Source organism: Rhodoferax sp. (genome assembly GCF_028688795.1).
In the GTDB taxonomy this organism is placed as follows: domain Bacteria; phylum Pseudomonadota; class Gammaproteobacteria; order Burkholderiales; family Burkholderiaceae_C; genus Rhodoferax.
In genome coordinates, this window is the sequence record NZ_JAQTXM010000025.1 from 47,920 (window position 1) to 70,304 (window position 22,385).

28 protein-coding genes, 1 tRNA gene and 1 other RNA gene are annotated in these 22,385 nt (G+C 52.7%); 20 read left to right on the forward strand and 10 right to left on the reverse strand.

Translation table 11 applies throughout. The annotated features are described in order from the left end of the window. Positions 1-123 precede the first annotated feature (123 nt). Positions 124-1,410, forward strand: a complete 1,287-nt coding sequence (locus tag PHQ58_RS17125) for a TIGR03862 family flavoprotein (RefSeq protein WP_300113188.1) — start codon at positions 124-126, stop codon at positions 1,408-1,410. A 41-nt stretch (positions 1,411-1,451) separates the two neighbouring features. Continuing rightward, complete coding sequence (locus PHQ58_RS17130; protein WP_300113191.1) at positions 1,452-2,747, forward strand: acetyl-CoA hydrolase/transferase C-terminal domain-containing protein; 1,296 nt, start codon at positions 1,452-1,454, stop codon at positions 2,745-2,747. A 76-nt stretch (positions 2,748-2,823) separates the two neighbouring features. On the opposite strand, the gene ffs is transcribed toward PHQ58_RS17130, so the two are convergent. Next, positions 2,824-2,920, reverse strand: an RNA gene (ffs, locus tag PHQ58_RS17135) — signal recognition particle sRNA small type. Between the two features lie 438 nt (positions 2,921-3,358). Here ffs and PHQ58_RS17140 point away from each other — a divergent pair. The 6 genes from PHQ58_RS17140 to PHQ58_RS17165 all read left to right on the forward strand — a co-directional run bounded on the left by PHQ58_RS17140 (position 3,359) and on the right by PHQ58_RS17165 (position 7,701). Next, the gene (locus tag PHQ58_RS17140; RefSeq protein ID WP_300113195.1) at positions 3,359-3,832 is read left to right on the forward strand and encodes a hypothetical protein; all 474 of its coding nucleotides are present in this window, start codon (positions 3,359-3,361) and stop codon (positions 3,830-3,832) included. A gap of 238 nt (positions 3,833-4,070) precedes the next feature. Further along, positions 4,071-4,958 (forward strand): DMT family transporter, encoded by an 888-nt coding sequence (locus tag PHQ58_RS17145; protein WP_300113197.1) that lies wholly within the window; start codon positions 4,071-4,073, stop codon positions 4,956-4,958. A 146-nt stretch (positions 4,959-5,104) separates the two neighbouring features. Further along, entirely contained in the window at positions 5,105-6,310 is a 1,206-nt protein-coding gene (locus PHQ58_RS17150; protein ID WP_300113200.1) for an MFS transporter, read from the forward strand. 12 nt (positions 6,311-6,322) lie between these two features. Further along, the gene (locus PHQ58_RS17155; protein WP_300113203.1) at positions 6,323-6,952 is read left to right on the forward strand and encodes a LysE family translocator; all 630 of its coding nucleotides are present in this window, start codon (positions 6,323-6,325) and stop codon (positions 6,950-6,952) included. Between the two features lie 57 nt (positions 6,953-7,009). Then, positions 7,010-7,282 (forward strand): helix-hairpin-helix domain-containing protein, encoded by a 273-nt coding sequence (locus tag PHQ58_RS17160; RefSeq protein WP_300113206.1) that lies wholly within the window; start codon positions 7,010-7,012, stop codon positions 7,280-7,282. A 342-nt stretch (positions 7,283-7,624) separates the two neighbouring features. Next, positions 7,625-7,701: transfer RNA gene (locus PHQ58_RS17165), tRNA-Met, on the forward strand. Positions 7,702-7,785: 84 nt separating this feature from the next. Here PHQ58_RS17165 and PHQ58_RS17170 read toward each other — a convergent pair. Next, entirely contained in the window at positions 7,786-8,007 is a 222-nt protein-coding gene (locus PHQ58_RS17170; protein ID WP_300113209.1) for a TIGR02450 family Trp-rich protein, read from the reverse strand. 13 nt (positions 8,008-8,020) lie between these two features. Beyond that, entirely contained in the window at positions 8,021-8,335 is a 315-nt protein-coding gene (locus PHQ58_RS23670) for a DUF5710 domain-containing protein (RefSeq protein WP_367187341.1), read from the reverse strand. A gap of 260 nt (positions 8,336-8,595) precedes the next feature. Between PHQ58_RS23670 and PHQ58_RS17175 the strand changes: the two genes are divergently transcribed. From PHQ58_RS17175 to PHQ58_RS23675, 3 genes are all read left to right on the forward strand, one after another. Further along, positions 8,596-8,901, forward strand: coding sequence for a hypothetical protein (locus PHQ58_RS17175; protein ID WP_300113211.1), 306 nt, complete (start codon positions 8,596-8,598; stop codon positions 8,899-8,901). 74 nt (positions 8,902-8,975) lie between these two features. Beyond that, positions 8,976-9,257, forward strand: coding sequence for an HNH endonuclease signature motif containing protein (locus PHQ58_RS17180; protein ID WP_300113213.1), 282 nt, complete (start codon positions 8,976-8,978; stop codon positions 9,255-9,257). Between the two features lie 221 nt (positions 9,258-9,478). Continuing rightward, positions 9,479-9,619, forward strand: a complete 141-nt coding sequence (locus tag PHQ58_RS23675; protein ID WP_367187340.1) for a hypothetical protein — start codon at positions 9,479-9,481, stop codon at positions 9,617-9,619. 355 nt (positions 9,620-9,974) lie between these two features. Here PHQ58_RS23675 and PHQ58_RS17190 read toward each other — a convergent pair whose 3' ends face one another. Next, positions 9,975-10,691, reverse strand: coding sequence for a pentapeptide repeat-containing protein (locus PHQ58_RS17190; protein WP_300113216.1), 717 nt, complete (start codon positions 10,689-10,691; stop codon positions 9,975-9,977). Between the two features lie 99 nt (positions 10,692-10,790). On the opposite strand from PHQ58_RS17190, the gene PHQ58_RS17195 reads away from it, so the two are divergent. Continuing rightward, on the forward strand, positions 10,791-11,531 hold the full coding sequence (locus PHQ58_RS17195; protein ID WP_300113218.1) for a DNA alkylation repair protein: 741 nt from the start codon (positions 10,791-10,793) through the stop codon (positions 11,529-11,531). A 403-nt stretch (positions 11,532-11,934) separates the two neighbouring features. Beyond that, a complete protein-coding gene (locus PHQ58_RS17200) occupies positions 11,935-12,303 on the forward strand; it encodes a TfoX/Sxy family protein (protein WP_300113220.1) in 369 nt (122 codons plus the stop codon). 429 nt (positions 12,304-12,732) lie between these two features. Here the strand turns inward: PHQ58_RS17200 and phaP are convergent, their stop codons facing one another. After that, positions 12,733-13,278: a TIGR01841 family phasin gene (gene phaP, locus PHQ58_RS17205; protein ID WP_300113223.1), complete on the reverse strand. Its 546-nt coding sequence runs from the start codon at positions 13,276-13,278 to the stop codon at positions 12,733-12,735. Between the two features lie 433 nt (positions 13,279-13,711). Continuing rightward, positions 13,712-14,494: an FTR1 family protein gene (locus PHQ58_RS17210; RefSeq protein WP_300113226.1), complete on the reverse strand. Its 783-nt coding sequence runs from the start codon at positions 14,492-14,494 to the stop codon at positions 13,712-13,714. 148 nt (positions 14,495-14,642) lie between these two features. Between PHQ58_RS17210 and PHQ58_RS17215 the strand changes: the two genes are divergently transcribed. From PHQ58_RS17215 to PHQ58_RS17240, 6 genes are all read left to right on the forward strand, one after another. Further along, positions 14,643-15,350: a hypothetical protein gene (locus PHQ58_RS17215; RefSeq protein WP_300113228.1), complete on the forward strand. Its 708-nt coding sequence runs from the start codon at positions 14,643-14,645 to the stop codon at positions 15,348-15,350. Between the two features lie 674 nt (positions 15,351-16,024). Further along, positions 16,025-16,453, forward strand: coding sequence for a YccF domain-containing protein (locus PHQ58_RS17220; RefSeq protein WP_300113230.1), 429 nt, complete (start codon positions 16,025-16,027; stop codon positions 16,451-16,453). 60 nt (positions 16,454-16,513) lie between these two features. Next, entirely contained in the window at positions 16,514-16,825 is a 312-nt protein-coding gene (locus PHQ58_RS17225) for a cupin domain-containing protein (protein WP_300113233.1), read from the forward strand. Positions 16,826-16,863: 38 nt separating this feature from the next. Continuing rightward, positions 16,864-17,109 carry a hypothetical protein gene (locus tag PHQ58_RS17230; RefSeq protein ID WP_300113234.1) on the forward strand — a complete coding sequence of 82 codons (246 nt, stop codon included), beginning with the start codon at positions 16,864-16,866 and terminating at the stop codon, positions 17,107-17,109. 49 nt (positions 17,110-17,158) lie between these two features. Further along, the gene (locus tag PHQ58_RS17235; RefSeq protein WP_300113237.1) at positions 17,159-17,677 is read left to right on the forward strand and encodes a CIA30 family protein; all 519 of its coding nucleotides are present in this window, start codon (positions 17,159-17,161) and stop codon (positions 17,675-17,677) included. Positions 17,678-17,707: 30 nt separating this feature from the next. Then, positions 17,708-17,923 carry a hypothetical protein gene (locus tag PHQ58_RS17240; RefSeq protein ID WP_300113239.1) on the forward strand — a complete coding sequence of 72 codons (216 nt, stop codon included), beginning with the start codon at positions 17,708-17,710 and terminating at the stop codon, positions 17,921-17,923. 62 nt (positions 17,924-17,985) lie between these two features. On the opposite strand, the gene PHQ58_RS17245 is transcribed toward PHQ58_RS17240, so the two are convergent. From PHQ58_RS17245 to PHQ58_RS17255, 3 genes are read right to left on the reverse strand one after another with little or no spacing between them, the layout of a single operon-like run. Continuing rightward, a complete protein-coding gene (locus tag PHQ58_RS17245; RefSeq protein WP_300113242.1) occupies positions 17,986-18,543 on the reverse strand; it encodes a tetratricopeptide repeat protein in 558 nt (185 codons plus the stop codon). Further along, the gene (locus tag PHQ58_RS17250) at positions 18,515-19,495 is read right to left on the reverse strand and encodes an aldo/keto reductase (protein WP_300113244.1); all 981 of its coding nucleotides are present in this window, start codon (positions 19,493-19,495) and stop codon (positions 18,515-18,517) included. The genes PHQ58_RS17245 and PHQ58_RS17250 overlap by 29 nt, the downstream gene beginning before the upstream one ends. Before the next feature lie 45 nt (positions 19,496-19,540). Continuing rightward, positions 19,541-20,062 (reverse strand): Rrf2 family transcriptional regulator, encoded by a 522-nt coding sequence (locus PHQ58_RS17255; protein WP_300113247.1) that lies wholly within the window; start codon positions 20,060-20,062, stop codon positions 19,541-19,543. A 625-nt stretch (positions 20,063-20,687) separates the two neighbouring features. Between PHQ58_RS17255 and PHQ58_RS17260 the strand changes: the two genes are divergently transcribed. Beyond that, a complete protein-coding gene (locus tag PHQ58_RS17260) occupies positions 20,688-20,918 on the forward strand; it encodes a hypothetical protein (protein WP_300113250.1) in 231 nt (76 codons plus the stop codon). Between the two features lie 366 nt (positions 20,919-21,284). On the opposite strand, the gene PHQ58_RS17265 is transcribed toward PHQ58_RS17260, so the two are convergent. Beyond that, complete coding sequence (locus tag PHQ58_RS17265; protein WP_300113253.1) at positions 21,285-22,373, reverse strand: alkene reductase; 1,089 nt, start codon at positions 22,371-22,373, stop codon at positions 21,285-21,287. Positions 22,374-22,385 lie beyond the last annotated feature (12 nt).

Consider the following 22,385-nt stretch of genomic DNA (forward strand, 5'->3'; position numbering starts at 1 on the left):
AACTGAAATAGCGCATTACCTCCCGGTTGTTGTCGCCCAAGTTCGGGATGACGTTGGCAGGTTGGGGCGGTGGTTCAAGCTTGTTGCTCAGAATTTATTTTTAAAGAAATGTGGGTATCAGTGATGAAGAAAGTTGTCGTTGTGGGCGCTGGCCCGGCTGGCTTGATGGCCGCCGAGGTTTTGTCAAGCGCTGGCGTGGCAGTGCAATTGTTTGACGCCATGCCGAGCATTGGCCGAAAGTTCTTGCTGGCTGGCAAAGGCGGGTTGAATTTGACGCATTCAGAGCCTGCCGATCTATTTGCCTCTCGTTATGGGCAACGTCGGCATCAGATTGAGGCGCTGTTCAATGCGTTTGATGCCGCGAGCGTGCGTGATTGGGCGGCTTCGCTTGGGATTGAGACGTTTGTGGGCAGCTCTGGGCGTGTTTTTCCCACCGACATGAAGGCCGCGCCGCTGCTGCGCGCTTGGCTGACGCGTTTGCGGCATCCAAAAAATGGTCTACCGGTTCAATTTTTTATGCGCCATTGCTGGACCGGCTGGCATAAGCCTGCGTCAGAGCCCGATCAGGATGGGCAAGTTGCGAGCCACACTTGGCTGGACTTCGAAACCCCACAAGGCCCGATTCAAGTACAGGCGGATGCCGTAGTGCTGGCATTGGGTGGCGGTAGTTGGGCGCGTCTTGGGTCTACTGGCGCTTGGGTGCCCTGGTTGCAGGCAAAAGGTGTGGCAGTGGCTCCTCTGCTGCCTGCCAACTGCGGGTTTGATGTGCAAAACGGCTGGAGCGAATACTTCGTCAGTCGCTTTGCTGGTCAACCCTTTAAATCGGTGGCAATCACGTTCACCAATGCCCAAGGGCTCAAGTTTGTCCGCAAGGGCGAGTTTGTGGCGACTGCCACCGGGGTCGAGGGCAGCCTGATTTATGCGGCCTCCAGCTTGCTTCGTGATGACATCGCGGCGCATGGCCCTGTCACGTTGCATCTTGATCTATTGCCTGACATGTCGCCCGAGCGGGTGCTGGCTGAGGTGCAGCACCCGCGTGGCTCGCGCTCGTTGTCAAGTCACCTGAAAAGCCGATTGCACATTGAAGGCATCAAGGCGGCTATTCTTCACGAGTTGTTGAGCAAAGAACTGATGCATGATTCGGTGCAATTGGCACATGCCATCAAGGCTTTGCCGATGACCTTGACGGCAGCCCGCCCGATTGACGAAGCCATCAGTAGCGCCGGGGGCGTGCTGTTTGAGGGCATGACCGAGCAACTGATGTTGGAGCCTTTGCCCGGCGTGTTTTGTGCTGGTGAGATGTTGGACTGGGAAGCGCCAACCGGCGGCTACTTGCTGACCGCTTGTTTGGCCAGCGGTGCTGGCGCGGGGCATGGTGCGCTCGCATTTATTAGTGACAAAAAGCCTTAGGTTCATTGGTATATTCATCGTCTACTTTGAGGAAGATCCGTATGTCATTTCAACAGGATTACGCCAACAAAAAAATGTCAGCCGCTGATGCCGTGGCTCTGGTCACGGATGGCGACTTCATCATCGTACCGACCGGTGTGGGCGAGCCACCAGCGTTGCTCAGCGCCTTGTCCGAGCAGCGCCAGCGCCTGCATGACGTGAAAGTGGCGCAGATTCTGGCCATTCGCAAATTTGGCTACCTTGACCCGAAAACCGTCGACCATGTACGCCACGTCGCACTGTTTTATGGAGCTGCTACCCGGGCTGGTGGTCAGGCGGGTTGGATTGATTTCATCCCCAACTATTTTTCCGAGATTCCGAGCTTGATCGGGCGCGGTCAAATGCCCGCCGATGTGGTGTTCAGCATGGCGTCGCCGATGAACGAAGAAGGTTGTTTTTCGCTCAGCCTGGGTGCCGACTACACCATGGCGGCGGTGGCCAAAGCGCGCGCGGTGGTGCTGGAAGTGAATCCCAATGTGCCGTTTGCCTTTGGCGATTGCCATGTACATATTTCGCAAGTGGCGGCCTTGGTAGAAAGCAGCGACGCAGTGCTTGAGGTGGGTCTGCCCACAATTGGCCCGGTGCAGGAGGCCATTGGCAAATATGTGGCCGACCTGATTGATGACGGGTCCACCCTTCAAATTGGCTACGGCGGCATTCCGGATGCCGTGGTGATGCAGCTCACCCACAAGCACGATCTGGGCATTCACACCGAGATGATCGGTGACGGCATTCTGACGCTGCTGGAAAGTGGTGCCGTGACCAATCAGCGTAAAAACTACCTGCCGGGCAAGATGGTGGCCACGTTCGCGCTGGGCTCGGCCAAACTCTACAAGTTCATGGAGCGTAACCCGGCACTCGAAATTCACCCGGTGAATTTCACCAATGCTCCGGAATTGGCGGGGCTCAATGACAACCTGGTTGCCATCAATGCCACCTTGCAAATTGACTTGCTGGGGCAATGCGGCTCGGAAAGTCTGGGGCATTTGCCGTACTCGGGCACCGGCGGGCAGGCTGATTTTGTGCGGGCGGCGAATCGCTCCAAGGGCGGCAAGGCGTTCATTGTGTTGCCATCCACGGCCAAGAACGACAGCATTTCACGCATCGTGCCGGTGCTGTCGCCAGGCACCCATGTGAGCACCAGCAAGAACGACATCAACTATGTGGTGACAGAGTTTGGCGTGGCGCAACTGCGCGGCAAGTCGGCCGGGCAGCGCGCGCGCGAACTGATTGGCATTGCCCACCCAAACTTTCGGGCCGAGCTGGCAGACCAGGCCAAGCGCATGGGCTTAATTTAGTATGGTATATAGGGCTCTAGCTCTTATATATACTGCGCGGAATGCTACATAATATGTAGCAATTGGCGAAAATGAGGGTGACGAGCCTTGACCCCGGCACTGGCTCTACAGTTAGGGCTGCTTGGTTCCCCACCTGACCCGGTTGGCCGCTTCACCATGCGGGAAGGCCCGTCTAATTTCTTCGCTCATGTGCTACAGGGCTGTGACACAGGATGCTGGTTATTTTAGGGTGAAAAGAACCGGTTGCCCGTGATTTTGCAAAGGACTGGCGAGCCCTCAAAAATTTCTTGAAACCAAGTTCTTTGCCTCTTCAGACAATTCAGTCAGCCATACCCCTCGCTTGATGCGAACCCTTGTCATCGTGGTGGCCAAGCTGACTGGACACTGAACTTGTGTGTGAATGTGGGAGGACCTGTTCTCGCATGTGGTCTTAAATAAGTTGGGTAGCTGACCTTGTCGGCGAGTTACTGGTTTTGATGCCGTTACTCTCAACTACCAAGAATGGCGCTAAATTGGAGCGACTTGCCCAATGCGGTCAGGGTGAGCAGGGACACCAGCTGAGAAATTGGTTACAATTGCTGCACTGCAACATTTACACCAAAGGTCACCTCATGTTCAAGAACACCCCCTTCGAAGCCATCGCCAAGACCATGTCGGAATCGGCGCCTAAATTCAACGCCACTTCAATACAAGACGCTGTCAAACCAGTGCAGGAAAATTTGAAGGCATGGGCTGACTTGGCTCAACATCAGGCTAAAGAAGTGCAAGCTGTTATTGCTGAAACCATGGCGTCCATCAAGGACGTCAAGGACCCTCAGGCGGCTTTTGAAATCATGAAGGCTTCTGCCGAAGCTGGCATGGCGATGTTTGCACAGAACCTGAAAGAAGTAACTTCCTTGAGTGTGGGCCAGTTCCACAGCACTGTTGATGCTGTCGAAAAAGCCCATCCTGCACCAGAAGCTTTTGCTCCAGTAGCCAAGAACCTGAAAGCAGCTGCAACGACTGTTGAAACCACGCTTGACTCTGTCATGGAAAAAGGTGCGGCAGCTGTTGCATCTGCCTCTAAAGCTAAAAAGGCCCGCTAATTAGCGACCTTCGGGGTGATGGATTTCGGCCACCTCAGAGCGGCTGATGGATAAGGGCGGTATCCATCGCTCTTTTGTTCACCCTGATATGTATTCTGAAAAACCCAGCCTTCGCGCTGGGTTTCTTAGTTGGAAGCCCGTTCAACGTGTTGGTCTTCAGCACAGCGACGTGTTTTATATTTCTCAGTTTTTCTTCGCATGCCCCAGTAATCGTTGGTATATCGGTTAATTTCGTAGGATGACTTTCCACCGCTATTCAAGCATCTTTCCATTGCTCGCCGTCTTGGGCTCAGTGAGCGCACTGGGCATCGGCACCTCCTTTGCCAAGCAGCTTTTTCCGCAGGTAGGCTCGCTTGGCACCACTGCTTTGAGGGTGGGGTTCTCTGCTTTGCTGCTGCTTGCCCTGTGGCGACCCTGGCGCTGGCCGCTCTCGCGTGTTGATGCGGTCTCCATCCTGCGCTATGGCGTGGCGTTGGGCTTCATGAATTTGCTGTTTTACCTGTCACTGCGCACCCTCCCGTTTGGCTTGGCCGTGGCCATCGAGTTTTCTGGCCCGTTAACAGTGGCCATGTTTTCTTCGCGCAAGCTGATTGATTTTCTTTGGTTGGCACTGGCCATCATCGGACTTGGTTTACTTTTGCCGCTTGGAACTGGTGCAGCACATTTGGACCCTGAGGGCGTGCTTTATGCGCTGGGTGCTGCAGTCTGCTGGGGTTCTTACATTGTGTTTGGCAAGCGTGTGGGGCATTTGCACGCAGGTCAATCCGTGGCGCTGGGGCTGACCGTGGCTGCCTTGGCCGTTGTGCCCTTTGGCATCTGGCATGCGGGCAGCGCCTTGCTTGAGCCACACATTCTGCTTTTTGGTCTTGGCGTGGCCGCTATCTCCAGCGCACTTCCAATTTCTTTGGAAATGATGGCATTGAAGCGCCTGCCGCAAGAAGCCTTTGGCATCATGGCGAGCATGGAGCCGGCCGTTGCCGCGTTGCTGGGCCTGCTGATGCTCGATGAGCATCTTAGTGGACTGCAATGGCTGGCCATTGCCTGCATCATGCTGGCCGCCGTCGGTTGCGCGGTCACTGCACGCCGTGACATCCCCAAAAGCGTGCCAGCAGACGTCGTGATGTAAGACGCACGCGGGGCGTGCAACCTGAACTAGCAAACAACCGTTGGCGCAGGAACCATGAGTTCCAGCGGCCAATGGGTCTCCGCCACGTCATCTGTGCGGCTTTTGAGGTCTCCAGCCACAATCCATCAAAATCCTAAAATGCCGCCATGTCTGCCACCCAAATCCGTCTTTTCTTTCTCGGCAATGGCACGCAGGCATCTCAACCCATCGTTTGGCTCATTGGTTTTTTTGCCTTCCTGAACGTCTACTCCATTCAAGCCGTCTTGCCTATAGTGATGGATGACTTTCATGCCTCTGCGTTGCAAGCCGGGATGACGGTGGGCGCCACAGTCCTGGCCGTCGGACTGGTCTCCCCCGTCATGGGAATGTTGTCTGATGCCTTTGGACGACGAGGCATCCTGTGCCTTTCCATGTTTGCGATGACCGTCCCGACAGCCTTGATACCCATGTCCCACAGCCTCAATGCATTGATAGCCTTGCGTTTTATTCAGGGTCTGGCCGTGCCCGGCATTGTGGTGGTTCTCATTGCCTACATTGCAGAAGAATTTCGCGACAGTGGCGGTGTCGCCCGCATGACCGCCACTTACGTGGGTGGCACAGTCATGGGCGGTTTCAGCGGTCGCTTCATCACAGGGCATTTGGGCGACTTGCTGGGCTGGCGAGGCGCTTTCGTCACCTTGGCCATTCTGAATTTTCTGGGGGCGTTGCTCGTGCTGTGGCTGCTGCCAGTGTCACGTCACTTTGTCCCGAATCGCAACTTCAGCGGCGCACTCGGTATCCTTTCGCGTCACCTTCAGCACAAGCGCCTGATGGCCTCCTGTGCGGTCGGGTTCAGTGTTTTGTTCTCATTGGTGGGAACCTTCACCTATGTGAACCTGTATCTGGCGTCTGAACCTTTCAATCTTTCTGCAGCCGGTCTGGCCAATGTGTTCGGCGTCTATCTTGTTGGCGTCCTGGTGACCCCGCTGGCAGGGCGCCATATTGACCGCCTGGGTTTCATGAGGTCACTACTTTTGGCCCTGGCAATTTCTGCCTCCGGGTTGCTGTTGACGCTTGTGACATCGTTGCCCCTTATCGTTATTGGGCTGACGGTGTGTTCAAGCGGTGTTTTTTTGTGCCAATCCGCCACCATCAGCGCCATTTCCAAAAACGTGACCGAGGGACGCTCTCTGGCCACCGGTCTTTATTACATGAGCTATTACGCGGGCGGTGCATTGGGCACTTGGGGTGCCGGGACGGCCTTTGTGCACTGGGGGTGGAGTGGCTCAGTGATGACAATCGCTCTGGTACAGGTACTCGCCGCAGCAATTGTCGTGTCCGTTTGGTACCAGCCAAGGACAAAATATTTTTGAAGTGGTGACCCTATGAGCTTGCAAACTTGGTGGCTTTTTGTTCTGATGACTTTTGTGGTGTCTGCCACGCCGGGACCCAACATGTTGCTGGTGCTGAGCAACAGCGCCAGGTTTGGACTGCGTGCGGCCATGGCCACCATGGTGGGTTGCATGACATCGTTACTCGCCATGATGAGCATTTCTGCCGCAGGTTTGGGTGCGTTGTTGCAGATGTTTCCGGCGGTGTTTGATGCACTGCGTTTGGCGGGTGCTGCCTATTTGGCCTATCTGGGTGTCAAAAGCTGGCGTTCGCCGGTGCCGGAGCATCCGTTGGACCAATCCAAGGTGTTGGAACCATTGGTTAAGCCAAGTGCAAATTTTCGCCAGGGCATGATGGTTGCAGCCAGCAACCCAAAAGCTATCCTTTTTGCAGTGGCTTTTTTGCCTCAGTTCATCAATCCAGAAAATGCCCAGCTGCCTCAGTTTGCAATATTGCTGTCGACCTTTTCTGTCATTGAAGTGAGTTGGTATTTCGTCTACGCCGTCAGCGGGAAAAGGTTGGCAGTCTATCTGGGGCGCGCCAGCGTGTTGAAGGTGTTCAATAGGGTCACTGGTGGCGCGTTCATCGGTTTTGCGGCGATGATGGCGACGGTCAGGGATTGAACTGACCCTGAATCACTGCGATGGCAATTTTGAGGTGCACATGAAGCAGAAATTATGGTGAGCGTTTCCAACAAGCGACCAACTCAGCTGGAGGACTTGCCCAATATTGGTAAAGCCATTGCCGCTGACTTGCGCGCGTTGGGTGTTCTCAGCCCAGAAGAATTGGCAAGTCATGAGCCACTGGCGACCTATCAAGCGTTGGCGATCGTGATGGGAAAGAGACTTGACCCTTGTGTTTTGTACACGCTATTGGCAGTGGCGCATTTTCAGAAAACTGGAGAGCGGCTGCCTTGGTGGCACTTTACCGCGCAGGGTAAGCAATTATTGTGAACTTATTTGAAGGGGCCGCGTCAGCGGCAAGGGCACTGCGATTGGGCATTATGCTGGGAGAGCTCCATTCTTGACACTGGGCTCTGGTCGTGGTGGTACACCCAAACGAGTTTGGTCAACACTGTTGCGAATTGCCGTCCACAGTTGGCCCCTGCATGGCACACCGGATGTGTGGTGTTTAGCCGTCTGCATGAAATTCTGAAATGGCAACACCACTAGATTTTTCGCGATGACGGTGATTCATCAGCATTCGATTCGATGAATGCGCAATCGTCACCGCAGGGCGTCATGTGCCCATCAGATTTGTCTAAATTCGGCAAGTGTTATAGTTCATACCCTTGACGCGCGATGGAGCAGCTTGGTAGCTCGTTGGGCTCATAACCCAAAGGTCGGAGGTTCAAATCCTTCTCGCGCAACCAAATATTGATTGAAGCGCTCCCGTCGTTGACCGGAGCGCTTCTTTGTTGCTGACAACCGTCAGGCAAGTTGCACGAAATAAAGTCTCAAACCCAGCCACGCCGCCACTGGGTTTCGTCCCGCAACTCACGCCAGTCAATCCGACGTATTGACTTGGAGTGCACAGCCTCCAAGTCAATCCACTCGACCTTACCGCCCTCAAGCTCAGGTGCGACTACTTTTGCCACCAGAAAGTGTTTTTCCTTCGACACCGGGTTTGCAGAAGTCCACTTTGACAACAGCAACTTGTTTGGCTGCAATATATTCATGTTGGACTCGTCGTTACGGCGTTGTTGTGTGAATGCAATCTTCCCAGGGCAGAACATTGCAACCGCAGTGCGGCACATCGCTTGTGGACTTGGAGGGAGTAGGGGCCTCGGACCTCAGAGATTGGGTATTGGCTGGTCTTGCCGCCTGCAGCTGACTTACAGCTACCGAGTTCTCAGTCGCCACTCCCATATTGGGAATCCAGCGTAAAAATGGGGTGAGGTCCGCAACATCCACGATGTACCAGAGCTTTTTGGTGGCGTCCCAGCGAGCGCCGAGCGCTTTCACAGCGTCCTTCTCTGCGAATGGCGTTACTAAATTGATTCTCATCTGGCGAATTATCCATTGCAGCGCACGTTCTTGGCGCACAACGCCACTCTGATGTCCATTTGCGATGTGCAGAACAGCGTGTAACCCGCCAGCGAGCAAAGCTACTCATCAACGCATCGCGTACCGCCTATGCCTAGCTTCAGCTGCGCAGGGCAGTTGCGTAACCTCGGTGAAAAAAACGGTTGTCATCAAATTTTCACATCACCTGGTGATGCTGTGAGTGCGGTAAGTCGCCGTTTCCAACTATTTGTGAGCAGTTTATGACCAACGAAAATACGCCATTGACGCAATCTGACAGCAGCGTCGAACTGTCTGAAGAGCATTTTGAAGAAGAGTATGAAACCGCTGCCGAGTACCATCGTATGGCAGCGATGCACTTTTCTGCCGCCGCCCAGCATCACCTCGCTGCAGCTGCGGCTGACGACGAGGGTGAAAACGAAAGCACCGCACGCCATGCTTTTCAGGCCTTTCGCCACCAACTCAACGCGGTGCAATACGCAGAAACAGCAGTCATGGATAACGACAGCCTGGATGACGTTAGTGATGACGAAGCCAACAACAGTTAATTTACTTATCGAAAAATCCCTCGGAGCCTGAAGACGCACTTTGGGAGATTGTGCAGGGATGTACATTGCTAGATATGAGCAAACTCTCCCACACACGTGACAAAATTTATAAAACGGTGGCTCGGCAAATGCACGGCGTGGTGCCATGTTGGGTGTGTGGTGAGCACGTGCTACCGGCTGCTGTGACCCTGGAGCACATCAAGCCCTTGAGCGAAGGTGGCAATAGCCACCTCGAAAATCTGGCCATCAGTCATGACGTTTGCAATAACCAGCGCCACGCAGTTGGGGCGGTTACGGCATCATTGATTTTGGACGGCTGCGTGCAACGCCGCAGCGAGTTCAAATCAGCCATTTGACCCTTTAGATATCGAGCGCCCATCGAAGAATAGACAGCAAAGACTTAATGACAGGTTCATAGATGACCGCGCCGTTATTGTTCACCTAACGCCGCTGCCCTTACGCCATGCGTGCTCGAATGGAATTGCAGGTCGTATGTATCGCATTCGATGTCCTTGAAATCGTGTTGCGCGATTAACCTGCTGCGCTGCTTGCTTTCGTGACCAAGGCCGCAGTGCCTATGCTGCAGCTACCCGAGGGCCGGGTGCTGGAGGAAAGTTTGGACATCGTTCAATGGGCGCTGGCGTCTCAAGACCCACATGGATGGTGGAGTCGGGCTCAATCTACTGAAAATTTTGCCCTGCTGGCCTTCAATGATTAGCTTTTCAACTACCATCTTCAGCCGCTGTAAATACCCTGAGCGGTACAGTGTGCCGGCCCGAAACGGTCATCGTGAGCAAGCCTTAGCTGCTTTGCTGTTGCCGGTGGAAAATCGACTGCAGCACAACCTTATTTGGGCGGCGTTCCACCGTGTGCCACTGACAATGCGCTATTTCCATTTGTCCGCCAGTTTGCCGCAGTGGAGCCAGTTTGGTTTTTGGAGCAGAGCAACCCCTGCCAGCACTTCAAGCTTGGCTGACCAGTCCCCTATTTGAGGATTGAATGTTGAAACTGCCAAGTCAAATAGCGACAGCCTATCCGCCATTGGAAGAGGCGATTGATGGCTGACTTGTTTGTCAAGCCACAGTGATGCCAAGTTCCCCGAGTAATTCGGCCGCCTGATTCAACGAGATAGTGGCGCCTTTAAACAGCTTCGCGTCAACCAGTTTCAAGCCGCCGATATCTGCCTCACGCAGGTCAGCACCGTCAAAGCGCGTCAATTTCAACTGAGCATTACGCAGACTTCCCCCCACAAAAACTGCCTCACGAAAGTCGCATCCTGACAAATCGGCCTCCGAGAAGTCCAGTTGCTGTAGCTGCGTTTTGCGAAACGACATCCTGCGCAGGTCGGCGCCAATCAACAACGTATCTTCAAAACACAGCCCAAGATGGGCCACTTCTTCAAAATTGGCGCCTGTAAGCTTGCACTCCCTGAAGGAGGCAGATGACAACCGGGCACGGCGCCACTTGGTATTGTTGAGGTCACAATTCAGGAACTGAGCGTCGACCAGTTCAGCCGCTTCAAAATCGGCCTGGCGCCCCAGACATCTGCGCCAGGTGGTTTGCGACAGGGATGCCGCATAAAGGGATGTTTCCATGAAGGCGCAGTCCCGGAATTCAAAGCCGAGCAGGTTCAATCGCGAGAGGTCAACGCCCTCAAAGTCGCACGCATCGAAAACAAGCGGCTGGGTTGCCTGCGCGATGAGTGTTTCGATTTGGGGGCGCGAAATCGTTTCGCCGACGATGGCAACAGTGTTGGCCTCATTCGAAATGGCAGTGCCAGCGTTTGTCATGGGTGCAATTTTTCCAAGCGCATGGTTTCAATGTAACTGACATTTTTGCATACAGCCCGCCACCCCAAAGTCCGGCAAAAATAGTAAAGTGAAGTCACCATGAGTCGCCTGCAAATTGCCCTTGCCTTGCTACATGCGGAGGCCCGCCCCAGCGAGTTGACTGGCATGGCCAGATTCGGCATTAATCCAGAACGGCGCTTAGGCTTGTCGATGCCAGCCATGCGCTGCATTGCCAAAACCTTGGGGCGTGACCATGAATTAGCACTTGCATTGTGGGACACCGGTATACCTGATGCTCGCATAGTCGCCGGCATGGTGGCGGACCCTGCCAAACTGACCTCCAAGGAGATGGATATTTGGGCCGAAAGCTTTGCATCCTGGGACGTTTGTGACCAAGTGTGCGGCAGTGCCTTTTTAGCTTCGCCGATGGCATGGACAAAAGTGACAGAATGGGCGGCACGAAAGGAAGAGTTTGTACGCCGTGCAGCGTTTGCGTTACTGGCCACCTTGTCAGTACATGACAAAAAGGCTGCCGACAAACGCTTTGTTGATGTGCTGCCACTTATTGAAGCAGCGTCAGTAGACGAGCGAAATTTGGTAAAAAAGGCAGTCAACTGGGCGCTACGCAATATTGGAAAACGAAATCTGGTGCTCAATGCGGAGGCCATCGATGCGGCAACGCGCATTCAGCAGCAAGGCTCCCGGTCAGGGCGCTGGATTGCTGTGGACGCGCTGCGTGAACTGACCGGAGAGGCTGTTCAGAAGCGACTTCAGACTCCGCTATCAAGCGCCCATGTAGTCAAAACAGCCAAACGTCCAGATGCCAAGGGATTTAAATGACTTTGTTTGTGCTTGTGTCAACGGGTGTCGATGAAACAGCCATGAGCAGTTGTTACCCAGCGCATCACCAAAGCGCTGAGTCCCGCATCTCCATCAACCGCCGGCGCTGTCGATTGCGCAACCATGCGCCTATAGTCCAAGCTGTGGCAATCAATGCGAGTCCAACGCCTACCAAGGTGCCCGTAGAAACCCAATCGTGCGCGATGTCAGATGCCCACAGCGCTACAGCCCCAAGCACGATGGCCAAAACGAATATTGCGTAGGCGAATCTCATCTCTCGGTGGCGCTTTCCAAGGTTTAAAGGGGAACATGATAATCGGGACCAGGCTTGAATGCTTGAATTTACGGACCTCAATCGAGTCTGTTTGGTTGGACAACCCGGTTGATTTAACTTGGACTTGCGATGACCCCTCGCCCTGGTGATTTTGTTCAATACTGTTGTGAACTGCTGTCCAGTGTTGGGCCGTGCATGGCGCGCAAGATGTTTGGAGGTTATGGCATCAGTGTCGATGGGCTAACACTTGCAATTCTTGTGGACTTGGGGCAGGGTGAAAAACTATGGCTCAAGACCAGTGCAGAGACAACGGCAGTGTTTGAATCAGCAGGGTGCGAACGATTTACTTATCTGGCCAAAGGCAAGGTACGCAGCATGGGCTATTACAGTGCACCCGCTGAGGCCATGGAGTCGTGCAATGAGATGGCACCATGGGCACGTTTGGCGATGGATGCCGCGCTATCAGCATGCAAGCCCAAAGATAGGCGTAAAAAATGAAGGTATCGCGACCACGCAACTTACTGGGGCGGTGTTGGTGTTTGTTGCCTTTTTGTTCTATTTGCCTGTGATGCCGTTTTTGGCCTCCAATGCGGCGGCACATTTTCTCAGTTCAAGGGAGTCGGACTCCTCTGCCAGTTTCAGGTAACGAGCAGCGTACGACGGGTCACTTCGAAACAGGGACATGTCAACCCAACATCTCATTCCAGCCATGAGCCATTTGAAGTTCACCTCTTCAAGTAGCAGGCAGCGTCCATCGACCAAGTCGCCTTCTGCGTTTACGTGTGTTGGGTGTTCTGTCTGACTTTGCATGGTAAAAACTCCTGTTCGCAGGGATGTCGTTAACGCGGCATCAAAAGAAGCTGACCACGAAAAAAAAACAGCACCCAAAAGTGCCGTTCTTGCTGTTCATGTCAATTCAATCGACGATTAAGCTGTCTTCGTCGCTTTCTTGATGGCTTCGGTTGTTTGTTTTGAGGCAGCCGTGATGTTCGACTGTGCAGTTTCGATAGCTTGCTGAGCTGAAGCTTGAGCAGTGTTGAAAGCATCTTGACCGGCGCTCATTGCCTTGGTGAAAAAGGCAACGGCTGATTCGGTGCTTTGAGGTGCGTTACTTGTGGCGCTTTCCATCAGCGTCGCGAAGCCTTTTTGTACATCAGCCATGTGGGCTTGTGCAGCTTTGGTAAATTCAGCGCTGACATTAGCAATGATTTTTTGAAAATTCTGAGCATAGGCGGTCGATTTCTCAGCCAAAGGCTTGGCAAAGTCAGCTTGAAGTGCAGTCAATTCCTGGGCATCTTTGACACTGAGAACAGCTTTGGCATGGGCGAATGACTCGCCCAGAACGGTCTTGGATGTCTCCATATTCAGCTCAACCAGTTTTTCGAAGCTGGATTGAGCAGTGGTGGCAAGAGCTTGCGCTGCGTCGAAAGTGGCTTTTGAGGTGGCGACGAGTTTTTCAACAGTGTTGTTCATTAGAGTTCCCTTGGTATGTGATGGCTTGCGGTGATGTTCTGCGTTGAAACAGTCCCCTTGGACCGTCATGCTGCATTGCAGCATGACGCAAATTGTAGAGAAAAAACAAGGTTAGGGGTGATTTTGTTGCAAAGCAGCAAATATGAGGATGTTGGCCCAACTGCAGGTGAATGCGGTGTCATCGCCCACACAAGAGGTGCGGCAAAGACGATATGCACCGAAATGGTTCAGTCCGCGCCCCAAAAAGAAAACCCGGCGGGTTAGGCCGGGTTAAAACTTGAACAACTCGCGCTGAGCGAACTCATCAAGCTGGAGACCCTGAATACAAAGCAATTAACGAGCCACTAATGAAAATTTCAAACTCAGGCCAGATGAGCATGGTCTTTTGGGAATGCCTTGGAGTTGCGTGCGACTCGTGTTGATGGGATGGTCTTTATCCAGTCAATCCCTTGGCCTGCTGATTTTTCCGTATGTCCAACAAGTGGGTGCCAAAAAGCCACGCAGTCGGTGCAAGGACCAATAGCACTGAGCCTACTTGCGCGTACGTGCCCTCAACAAGTGATTCGGTTGCATTGTGCCAATACGCGTTGTTGATTATGGGAATCAGGTTGACTTCGGTAAATTCGAAAAAGGCCTTGAGAACCAACATCGCTGAAAAGGCGAGCATGAACACGGCCGTGACATTGAAAAAACGTGAAAGATTAACCAGTCGTCCAACTTTACTCCAGAGAATCGCAATTGTTGCTGCTGTCATTAGACCGATTAAACCGCCGATAAAAAGATTGCTTGCCCCGGAGTCAGCAGCAAGGGAAGACAGCATCGCTGCTGATTCAACACCTTCGCGACCTACCATGAAGAGCGTAAATACAAAAACGGAACCCCAAGCATTTGCACCGTTTAGTAGTGTGGCGCGGCCAATACCGGCCGAAATCTCTTTGCCCATTTGCTTGCCCATCTTCAACATGTGTGTGACACACCAAATTACAGCGGCGGCGGCGAGGAGGGCAAGAAGTCCTTCCCACATGGGTGAGGATGCACCAACTTTTGCCATGGCGACACCCAAGACAACCGAACCGACGACAGAGACTGCCAGCCCAGCGCGAACGGCATTGAGCAATGAAGAATGGCCGGTCTTGCGCAGGTATAGGCTTGCAACTGCCACCATCAAAAAGGCCTCGAGACCTTCTCGGAATGTGATGAGTATTGTTTGAAACATTTTGTGGGCAAAAGATGAAGACTAAGTTAATGATAATCATTAACATTCATATTGTCAAGCAACAATCGCAATACAAGGGAACTAAGAATCTCCGAGTGGCCTCTGAGGACAACAATTGCCAGGTTGTTCTGACCCATCGGTGAGGGGCATGAACCATTCAAATAAGGTTGCGCTCATCGACGGCATCACCGTTTTGAAACCATCATTGGAAAAATTGACAGGCTTTACGTTTTGTAACCCCATCAAGCACGACGGAGGGCCAAAATGCAAGGGCGCAAGTCGAGAAAGCACTGGCGCTCAAGTTTTTATGAAGGATTATGAAAAGGAGAACTCAATGACAAGTCACGAAAAAACGGAAGCTGATGGGCCGATTCAATCAGCAGGTCAAGATGCAGACAGGCCAATTGGAAATATTTCTGATGATGTTTATGAATCAGCACCGCCAGAGGTTAAGAGCCGGATGCTTTCAGAGTTGGTCGGCAGCGTGTATGAGACTGCGCCTCCCGTTGAGAAGACACGGTTGATAGCGCACCTGATGAGGCCGTTAGGGATTCTTTCACTTGTTGCCGTCGCCAATGGGATATTTGCAGGAATCCGATTTCGAGGTGCTTCGCTTGACTTCCCTGTCGGACTCGACGATGTCCAAAATGTTCAAACCAGTGATGTGATTGCCCTGACCAGTCACGCGCAGCAGGTCAGTGTGCAGGCGGTCGAAGGGTTGGCTCAGATACTTTCATCATCTCCGGTGATGATGAGTTCAGCGGCAGCCTTGCTATTGGTCCAGATTTTGATAAGGCAATCCAGTCACCGCCGGATTAGTGACAGCACCCATCCAGGTAATGGAGTCATGCAATGAGATGGAGTCTTGGGTGCAAGGCTGTGGATGCCGCGTTGTCAGTGCGTCAGGCAAAAAGCAAACACGCGAAATAGTCGTATTCAGGCAACATGTTTCATAGAAACGTTTTAAGCTCTTGGCTTTTTTATCGATTGTTTGCAAGTGCTGCTGTTTCGGGCTTCGGCATATTCTCTTAGCGCAAGGGAGTCAGACTCCTCTGCCAGTTTCAGGTAACGAGCGGCGTAAGTTGGGTCGCTGCGATATAGGGACATGTCAATCCAGCACTTCATCCCAGCCATGAGCCATTTGAAGTTCACCTCTTCAAGAAGCAGACCGCGTTCATCGACGGCGTCGACTTCTGCGTTTACGAGTCCTTCTGAGACTTGATGTGCGGCGTGAACGTTTTGTTAAGCTGGGGATGCTTTAAGAGTATGAACATGGTGTGTCTGCATTAAACTTTGAAAGTTCAGCGCAAGGGTTTACCCGGTGTTTTATGGTGGCGAGGTCTATCTCCGGACACATGACCTTTTTACCTTGGTGCCATTTCAACCGTTCACACGGTGTCAATGTCAGGGGCAACCGTGCTTTTCTTTTGCTACAGCGTTTTTCCCACCTCAGCTATAGTGAATTTCTCTTGTTTGTTCAGTTCCGTGGGGCAGATAACCAAATTTGAGCTCGTACTTACTGGAGTCGAAATGGGTGTCATTGGCAATATTTTGTGGTTCATTTTTGGTGGATTTTTTATGGGCCTTGGCTGGTGGCTTGCCGGGTTGCTTGCTGCGATAACCATCGTTGGAATTCCTTGGGCGAAAGCCTGTTTTGTTATTGGTCAGTTTGCTTTTTTTCCATTCGGTAGAGAAGCTGTTGGCCGCAAGGACTTGACCCAGAAAAGCGATATTGGAACCGGCGTCCTGGGCTTGATTGGCAACGTCATTTGGTTCGTATTTGCAGGCGTCTGGCTGGCCATTGGGCATTTGGGCTCAGCACTACTGTGCTTTGTCACCATCATTGGCATTCCGTTTGGAATACAGCACATGAAACTTGCCCTCATTGCGCTGGCACCCATCGGCAAAACCATTGTGGATAAAAATGCAGCCGTGAGAGCCGGGCGTCCGCAGCTGTGACAAGATGGTCTGGCTTTGCCAATTCCAAGCGTTACTCTTGTGCAAAGTTGGAGACCCCCCGTGAACATCCGAAACCTGTTTGACCACGCGACACCGCCGGCCATTGGTGAGCGTTTCGAAACGCTGCTTAAACACAAAAATCTTGTCATTGAGCGGATATGCAGTTCGTCCGAGATTCCGCTGAGCCAATGCGTTCAAACTCAGGACGAGTGGGTATTGCTAGTTCAGGGAACCGCGGAAATCGAGATAGACGGTAAGACCGAATCCCTCAAGCAGGGCGATTTTGTATTTCTGCCAGCCAACACGCCACATTGTGTAAAGAGCGCATCTGACGGCGCGTTGTGGCTTGCTGTGCATCTACATTCAAAATAGGCGGGTGAGGATGGTACCCGTCACATTTTCGATATTCAATGGATGAAATCAAAAAACTCGAGAGCCTTGGTCTGGTTCTGCCCAGTCCGCTTTACATCGCTGGTACCATTTTGTTTGGCATCATGGGCTACGTCGCATTCAAGCGCGGGCGCAAAACAACATCACTAACCCTGACCTGGACCGGAGTTGCCTTGATGTTTTACCCATACGCGATGTCTCAAACCTGGCTGCTGTGGCTCATTGGCGCAAGTCTGTGCGGTTTTGTATATGCCAAATGGGAATAGACCAAGTGGCGCCAATACGTTCGACCACGAACTGCCATAGGATTGCCTCATGCCTACTCTGATTTATCGTTTCGACACGCCAACCTCCACCCAGAATTGGCAACCCATCAATGATGGGGTCATGGGCGGTGTCTCTGTCAGTCGAATGCGTTTCGACATGTCTGGCCATGCCGTATTTGAGGGGGAAGTTTCTCTTGAAAACAATGGGGGCTTTGCATCCGTGCGGGTATCTCAGCTTGACTTGGGATGCGCTGACACAGCAGGATATGTACTGACAGTCTGGGGTGATGGGCACTCTTACAAGCTCAATTTGCGAACAGATTCTGGCTTTGACGGCGTGAACTATCAGGCGGTTTTCACCCCTGCGCCGGGTCTATGGACCCAGACGGTATTGCCTTTGACAGCTTTTGAGCCCAATTTTCGGGGCAGAATTGTGCAAGAGGCGCCACCGTTACACCCTGAGAGGGTGAGGCAGGTTGGGCTGATGATTTCAGACAAGCAAGCTGGGGAATTTCGGCTGTTGGTAAAAACCATCGAAGCCGTTTCCGCTTTAACTTTTGCGTCTTGACCGACGCATTGGATACGACAAGAGGACCACATGCCAGAATCCATTTTCGAAATTGAGCAACTTGTGACCCCCGACGTCGCAGAGGCTGTCATGTTCGAATTGCAGGACTTGCCTTGCGTCAACCAGGCAGACGTTGACATCATCAAACGCCAAGCCTGGGTGAGCCACACCAGCATGATTTCTCCCGGCGACATCGCGGCAGCATTGGAAAAAGCTGGCTACACCAGCAAGCTCTTGGAGAAATGACATGCGAACATCGTCACTGGCATTAGCCGCGTTCGGGTCAAGTGGCTAAACCACTGGTTTCGTTACAGGCACTGCGGCAGTGCTCGAACTTCCGACAAGCGTTTCTTGCACTCCAGAGCCAATGCCTTGGCCAGTTCAAGCTGAGGGGTCGTGAGCTTTCTCGCCGCCACATCCCTGTTCGTCATGGCGACACAGTCACAGGAATTAGCAGCCATGCTGGACCAGATATAAGCTTTCACGCCATCCTGAGGCAGGTATCGGCCCCTGTTAAATGCGACCCCAAGATTTGATTGGGCAGGCCAATAGCCGCGCAAGGCAGCTTGCTTGAGCCAGTAATTACTCTCTTTAGAATTTTGCGAACCCCCTTTGCCGTTCAAGTACAGCAGACTTAACTCGAATTCGGCTGCTGCGTAACCCTCAGACGCTAACTGTCTAAATTGGCTGAAAGCGCCAGAGAAGCCACCGCATTGCTTGGCCGCTACCGCATCGTCGAAAGTGCTCGCCCGAGCCACGGTGGCGCCGACAAGCGTCAAGATTGCCAAAGCGCAGGCAAGTCTGGATTGAGCTTTCAGAAGCATTGGGGTAATCGCGTTAACCTGCGAGGTCTGCAGTGGCTTCATCAATCCGTGCCATCACCTCCTGCGTGAGCTTGGGTATGACCTCCAGGGCACCCAGGTTCTCAGTCAGTTGAGGGGACTTGGATGCACCAGTGATGACGGTGCTGACGCGGGGATTCTTGGCCACCCATGCAATCGCCAGTTGACTAAGACTGCAACTCAAGTCTGAAGCAATCGCATCCAACTGGGTAACTGCCGCGTTCTTGGCGACATCAGTCAGGCCGTTGACCAGAAATCCCATGCCTTCCAGGGCACCACGGCTGTCGGGTGGGATTCCGTGGCGGTATTTACCCGTGAGCAAGCCACTGGCCAAGGGACTCCAAGTTGTCAGTCCCAAACCAATGTCTTCGTAGAGGCGCGCATATTCCTGTTCGACCCGTCTGCGGTGAAACAGGTTGTATTGGGGTTGTTCCATCACAGGCTTATGCAGATGATGTTTTTCAGCAATGTTCCACGCCGACTGAATTTCTTGGGCAGACCACTCGCTGGTACCCCAATACAGGGCTTTTCCACAGGTAATCATGTCGCTCATGGCCCATACGGTTTCTTCGATGGGCGTCAGGGGGTCGGGGCGGTGGCAGTACACCAAGTCAATGAAATCCAGTCCGAGGCGTTTGAGTGAGCCATCCATGGCCTGGGTCAGGTACTTGCGATTGAGAGTGTCTTTTTTGTTCGCAGTCGGACCGTCCTTGTGTAGACCCCAGAAGAACTTGGTGGAGACAATGTAATTGAGCCGGGGCCAATTCAAGGCCTTGAGGGCCTCGCCCATGACCGTTTCGCTTTGACCACCCGCATACACCTCAGCGTTGTCAAAAAAGTTGATACCTGCGTCAAAGGCGGTGGCCATCATTTCGCGGGCAGCAGTGACATTCACCTGGTTGTGGTAGGTTACCCAAGAGCCTAACGAGATTTCGCTCACCTGCAGGCCACTGCGGCCAAGACGACGGTATTGCATGTAATTTCCTTATGGTTTCGAAGTAATCGTGAAGGACTGGACGAATTAGGGTGCCTGCAGAGTCCGACCCAGTGCAAACACCGAGTTGGGCACATTAGGCCGAATGAACTGCTGAACTGGCATCCTGAAAACCCCTCGGTTTGGTAAAGGTTTTTTCTCAATCGTTACACCCAAGGCTAGTTGGTCAAGTACCAGACTCTGCAGAGTGACAGATTGCATGAAGTTGAGCACTTTGGCGTTCATAGCATCCCACAGGTCTTGCGTCATGTCTTCCAATGGGGAGGTGTCTGATTGAACAGCTTTTGGTGGGGCATCTTCGACGGCGTACATGATGTCTGCCACTGTTATGCCATCAATCTCACGACCTAGCGCATAGCCGCCGCCTGGCCCGCGGACACTGGTGACTATTCCGTGCAGACGCAACTTACTGAACAACTGCTCAAGGTACGACAGCGAAATTTGTTGACGTGAGGCGACGTCAGAAAGTGTCACTGGCCCGAGCTCTTCACGCAATGCAATGTCAATCATGGCATTTACCGCGAAACGGCTTTTGGTACTCAAACGCATTTTTAATACTCCTTTTACCGAGCAGAACATTGGGGAAAATTTTGATTCATCGAGTTGTTCTAAAGTGACAGCTCATTGAGAACCACTGAAGGGCGATGGAGCATTCAACAATGCAATCCTCGCAAAAGCGCCTGTTGCGCTGAATGTGCAACACGTCGAGTCATAGTTCTAGCGCAAACCAAAGAATGACAGGACAGCAATAACAATGACAACCAAACCGACCATGTACACGATGCCGTTCATAAGGTGCCTCTTTTTGAAGTTGAGAGAAGTTCAAGGCCCGAATGCCGTACCTCAATCAAATCCACGGTATTCGGGCTTCCATTTCACCGCTCATGGACGAGCTTGTCGGTATGCCAGACCACATAAGCACCGAAGGTGCTAAACGTGCCATCGTTGATTTCACAGTCCCCAAATAGGAGTTTGCGCAGGGCGAAAAACCCGACACAGGGACTGGGCTAAATCTCTTTCGAGCCGCGATAGCAGGGAGGTATTGCAATCACTGGGATATTTGAGTACCCGGACGCAATACAGCTGCAGACAACGGTGGCATCTTGTTCGGTGGCGTACCGACCGGTTGTTGCAGAAAAAATATCATTTGCTGATAACCACTGAAAGTAGCACCATGACCTACACAGACACACCTATTTCTCGGGAGTCCATAGTCACTCCGCAGTTCCTCCATCGTGAAGCTGTTGTACGGTTAGAGAAAGCCGTCAAACACCATCGGCAAGCAGCTTTGCTTCACGACGCTGGCGATGCAAGGCAGGCAGAGGCTCATGGTGGAATTGCTTATAACCATACTGCGCATGCACTGGAAGTGAGTGGCCGAGCATTGAATGTTCTGCTTTGGTAGCCTTTTGGGGCTGCATCTGGTGTTGGATACAGCCTTGATGGAACGGAAAAGTACGTCGGAACTTGGCTAGGCCAAAATCTAAATGGAATAAGCCTGCTAAGTTAGGGGACTTGCGAATTGGTCCTTTGGCAGGATTAGTTTCCAAAGACGATATGGTGATACACCAAGCAGTGATGAGAGGGCATCTGTTTTTAACAGTGTGTGCATGGCCAAGGTCTGAAAAAAATCAGACGGACCAGATTCCTTGCGTAGAAAAGTTGGCTGAGATGTGCACCGATTTGCATCGGACCACGTCATCGAAACAATGAACTTCAACTCCAATCAGCGCGTGAAAATGGATTCACGTCGCACCATTTCCTGTTATGACTAAGCCTGCACTGAATTAGTGACCAGTGAGGGATAGTCTGTATAGCCCTTTTCACCTGGCGTATAAAACGTGCTCATCTCGGGAACAGCCAGTGCCGCCCCTGATTTCATGCGCGCAACCAAGTCAGGGTTTGAAATGAACGGCCGACCGAACGCGATAAGGTCGGCTTCATTGGCTTTCAAGACCTTCTCGGCACTCTTGGCGTCAAAGCCTCCTACAGCGATGAATGTTCTTGCAAAACTGGCGCGGAGTTCTTGCTTGAATTCTGGCGGCACCGGCGGAGCCCCCATGGCTGAGTGGTCAACGAGGTGCAGATAGACCAGGCCCATGTCGGACATCTTCTTGGTCAGTGCCAGAAATTGCGCTTCAACGATGTCGAAGGCACCTGTACCATTGAACACGCCATATGGGGAAATTCGGATGCCGACCTTGTCAGCACCAATGGCAGTTACACAAGCTTGCGCCACCTCAAGTGTGAAGCGGTTGCGGGCGTCCGCACTACCGCCATATGCATCGGAGCGTTTGTTGATATTTGGGTTAAGAAACTGTTCAATCAGATATCCATTGGCGGCATGCAACTCAATGCCGTCAAATCCGGCCTTGATAGCCAATTTGGCAGCAGTGGCATATTCGGCAATGGCCTGTGCAATGTCCGACTCGGTCATCGCCACAGGAGCGGTATGGGGTTGTAGGCCATCTTTATCGGTCCACATTTCACCTGGGCAAGCCTCTAGGCTGGGTCCAATGACACGTGCTCCGGCGGGGAGATTGGCCTGATGACCAACCCGACCAGCATGCATTAATTGAACAAATATTTTGCCACCGCCCTTGTGAACAGCATCGGTGACTAAACGCCACGCCTGTACTTGCTCTTCACTGTAGAGCCCGGGAATCCTGGCATAACCCAAGCCATTGGGTGAAGGGGAGGTGCCTTCTGTGATTATCAGCCCGGCCGTAGCCCGTTGTTCGTAATATTGCACAACGAGGGGTCCGGGGGTGTTGTTTGTCGAACGGCTACGCGTCATGGGGGCCATGACGATACGGTTCTCAAGGTGAATACCGTCCAGTCTAAATGATTCAAAAAGCATCTGTAATCCTAG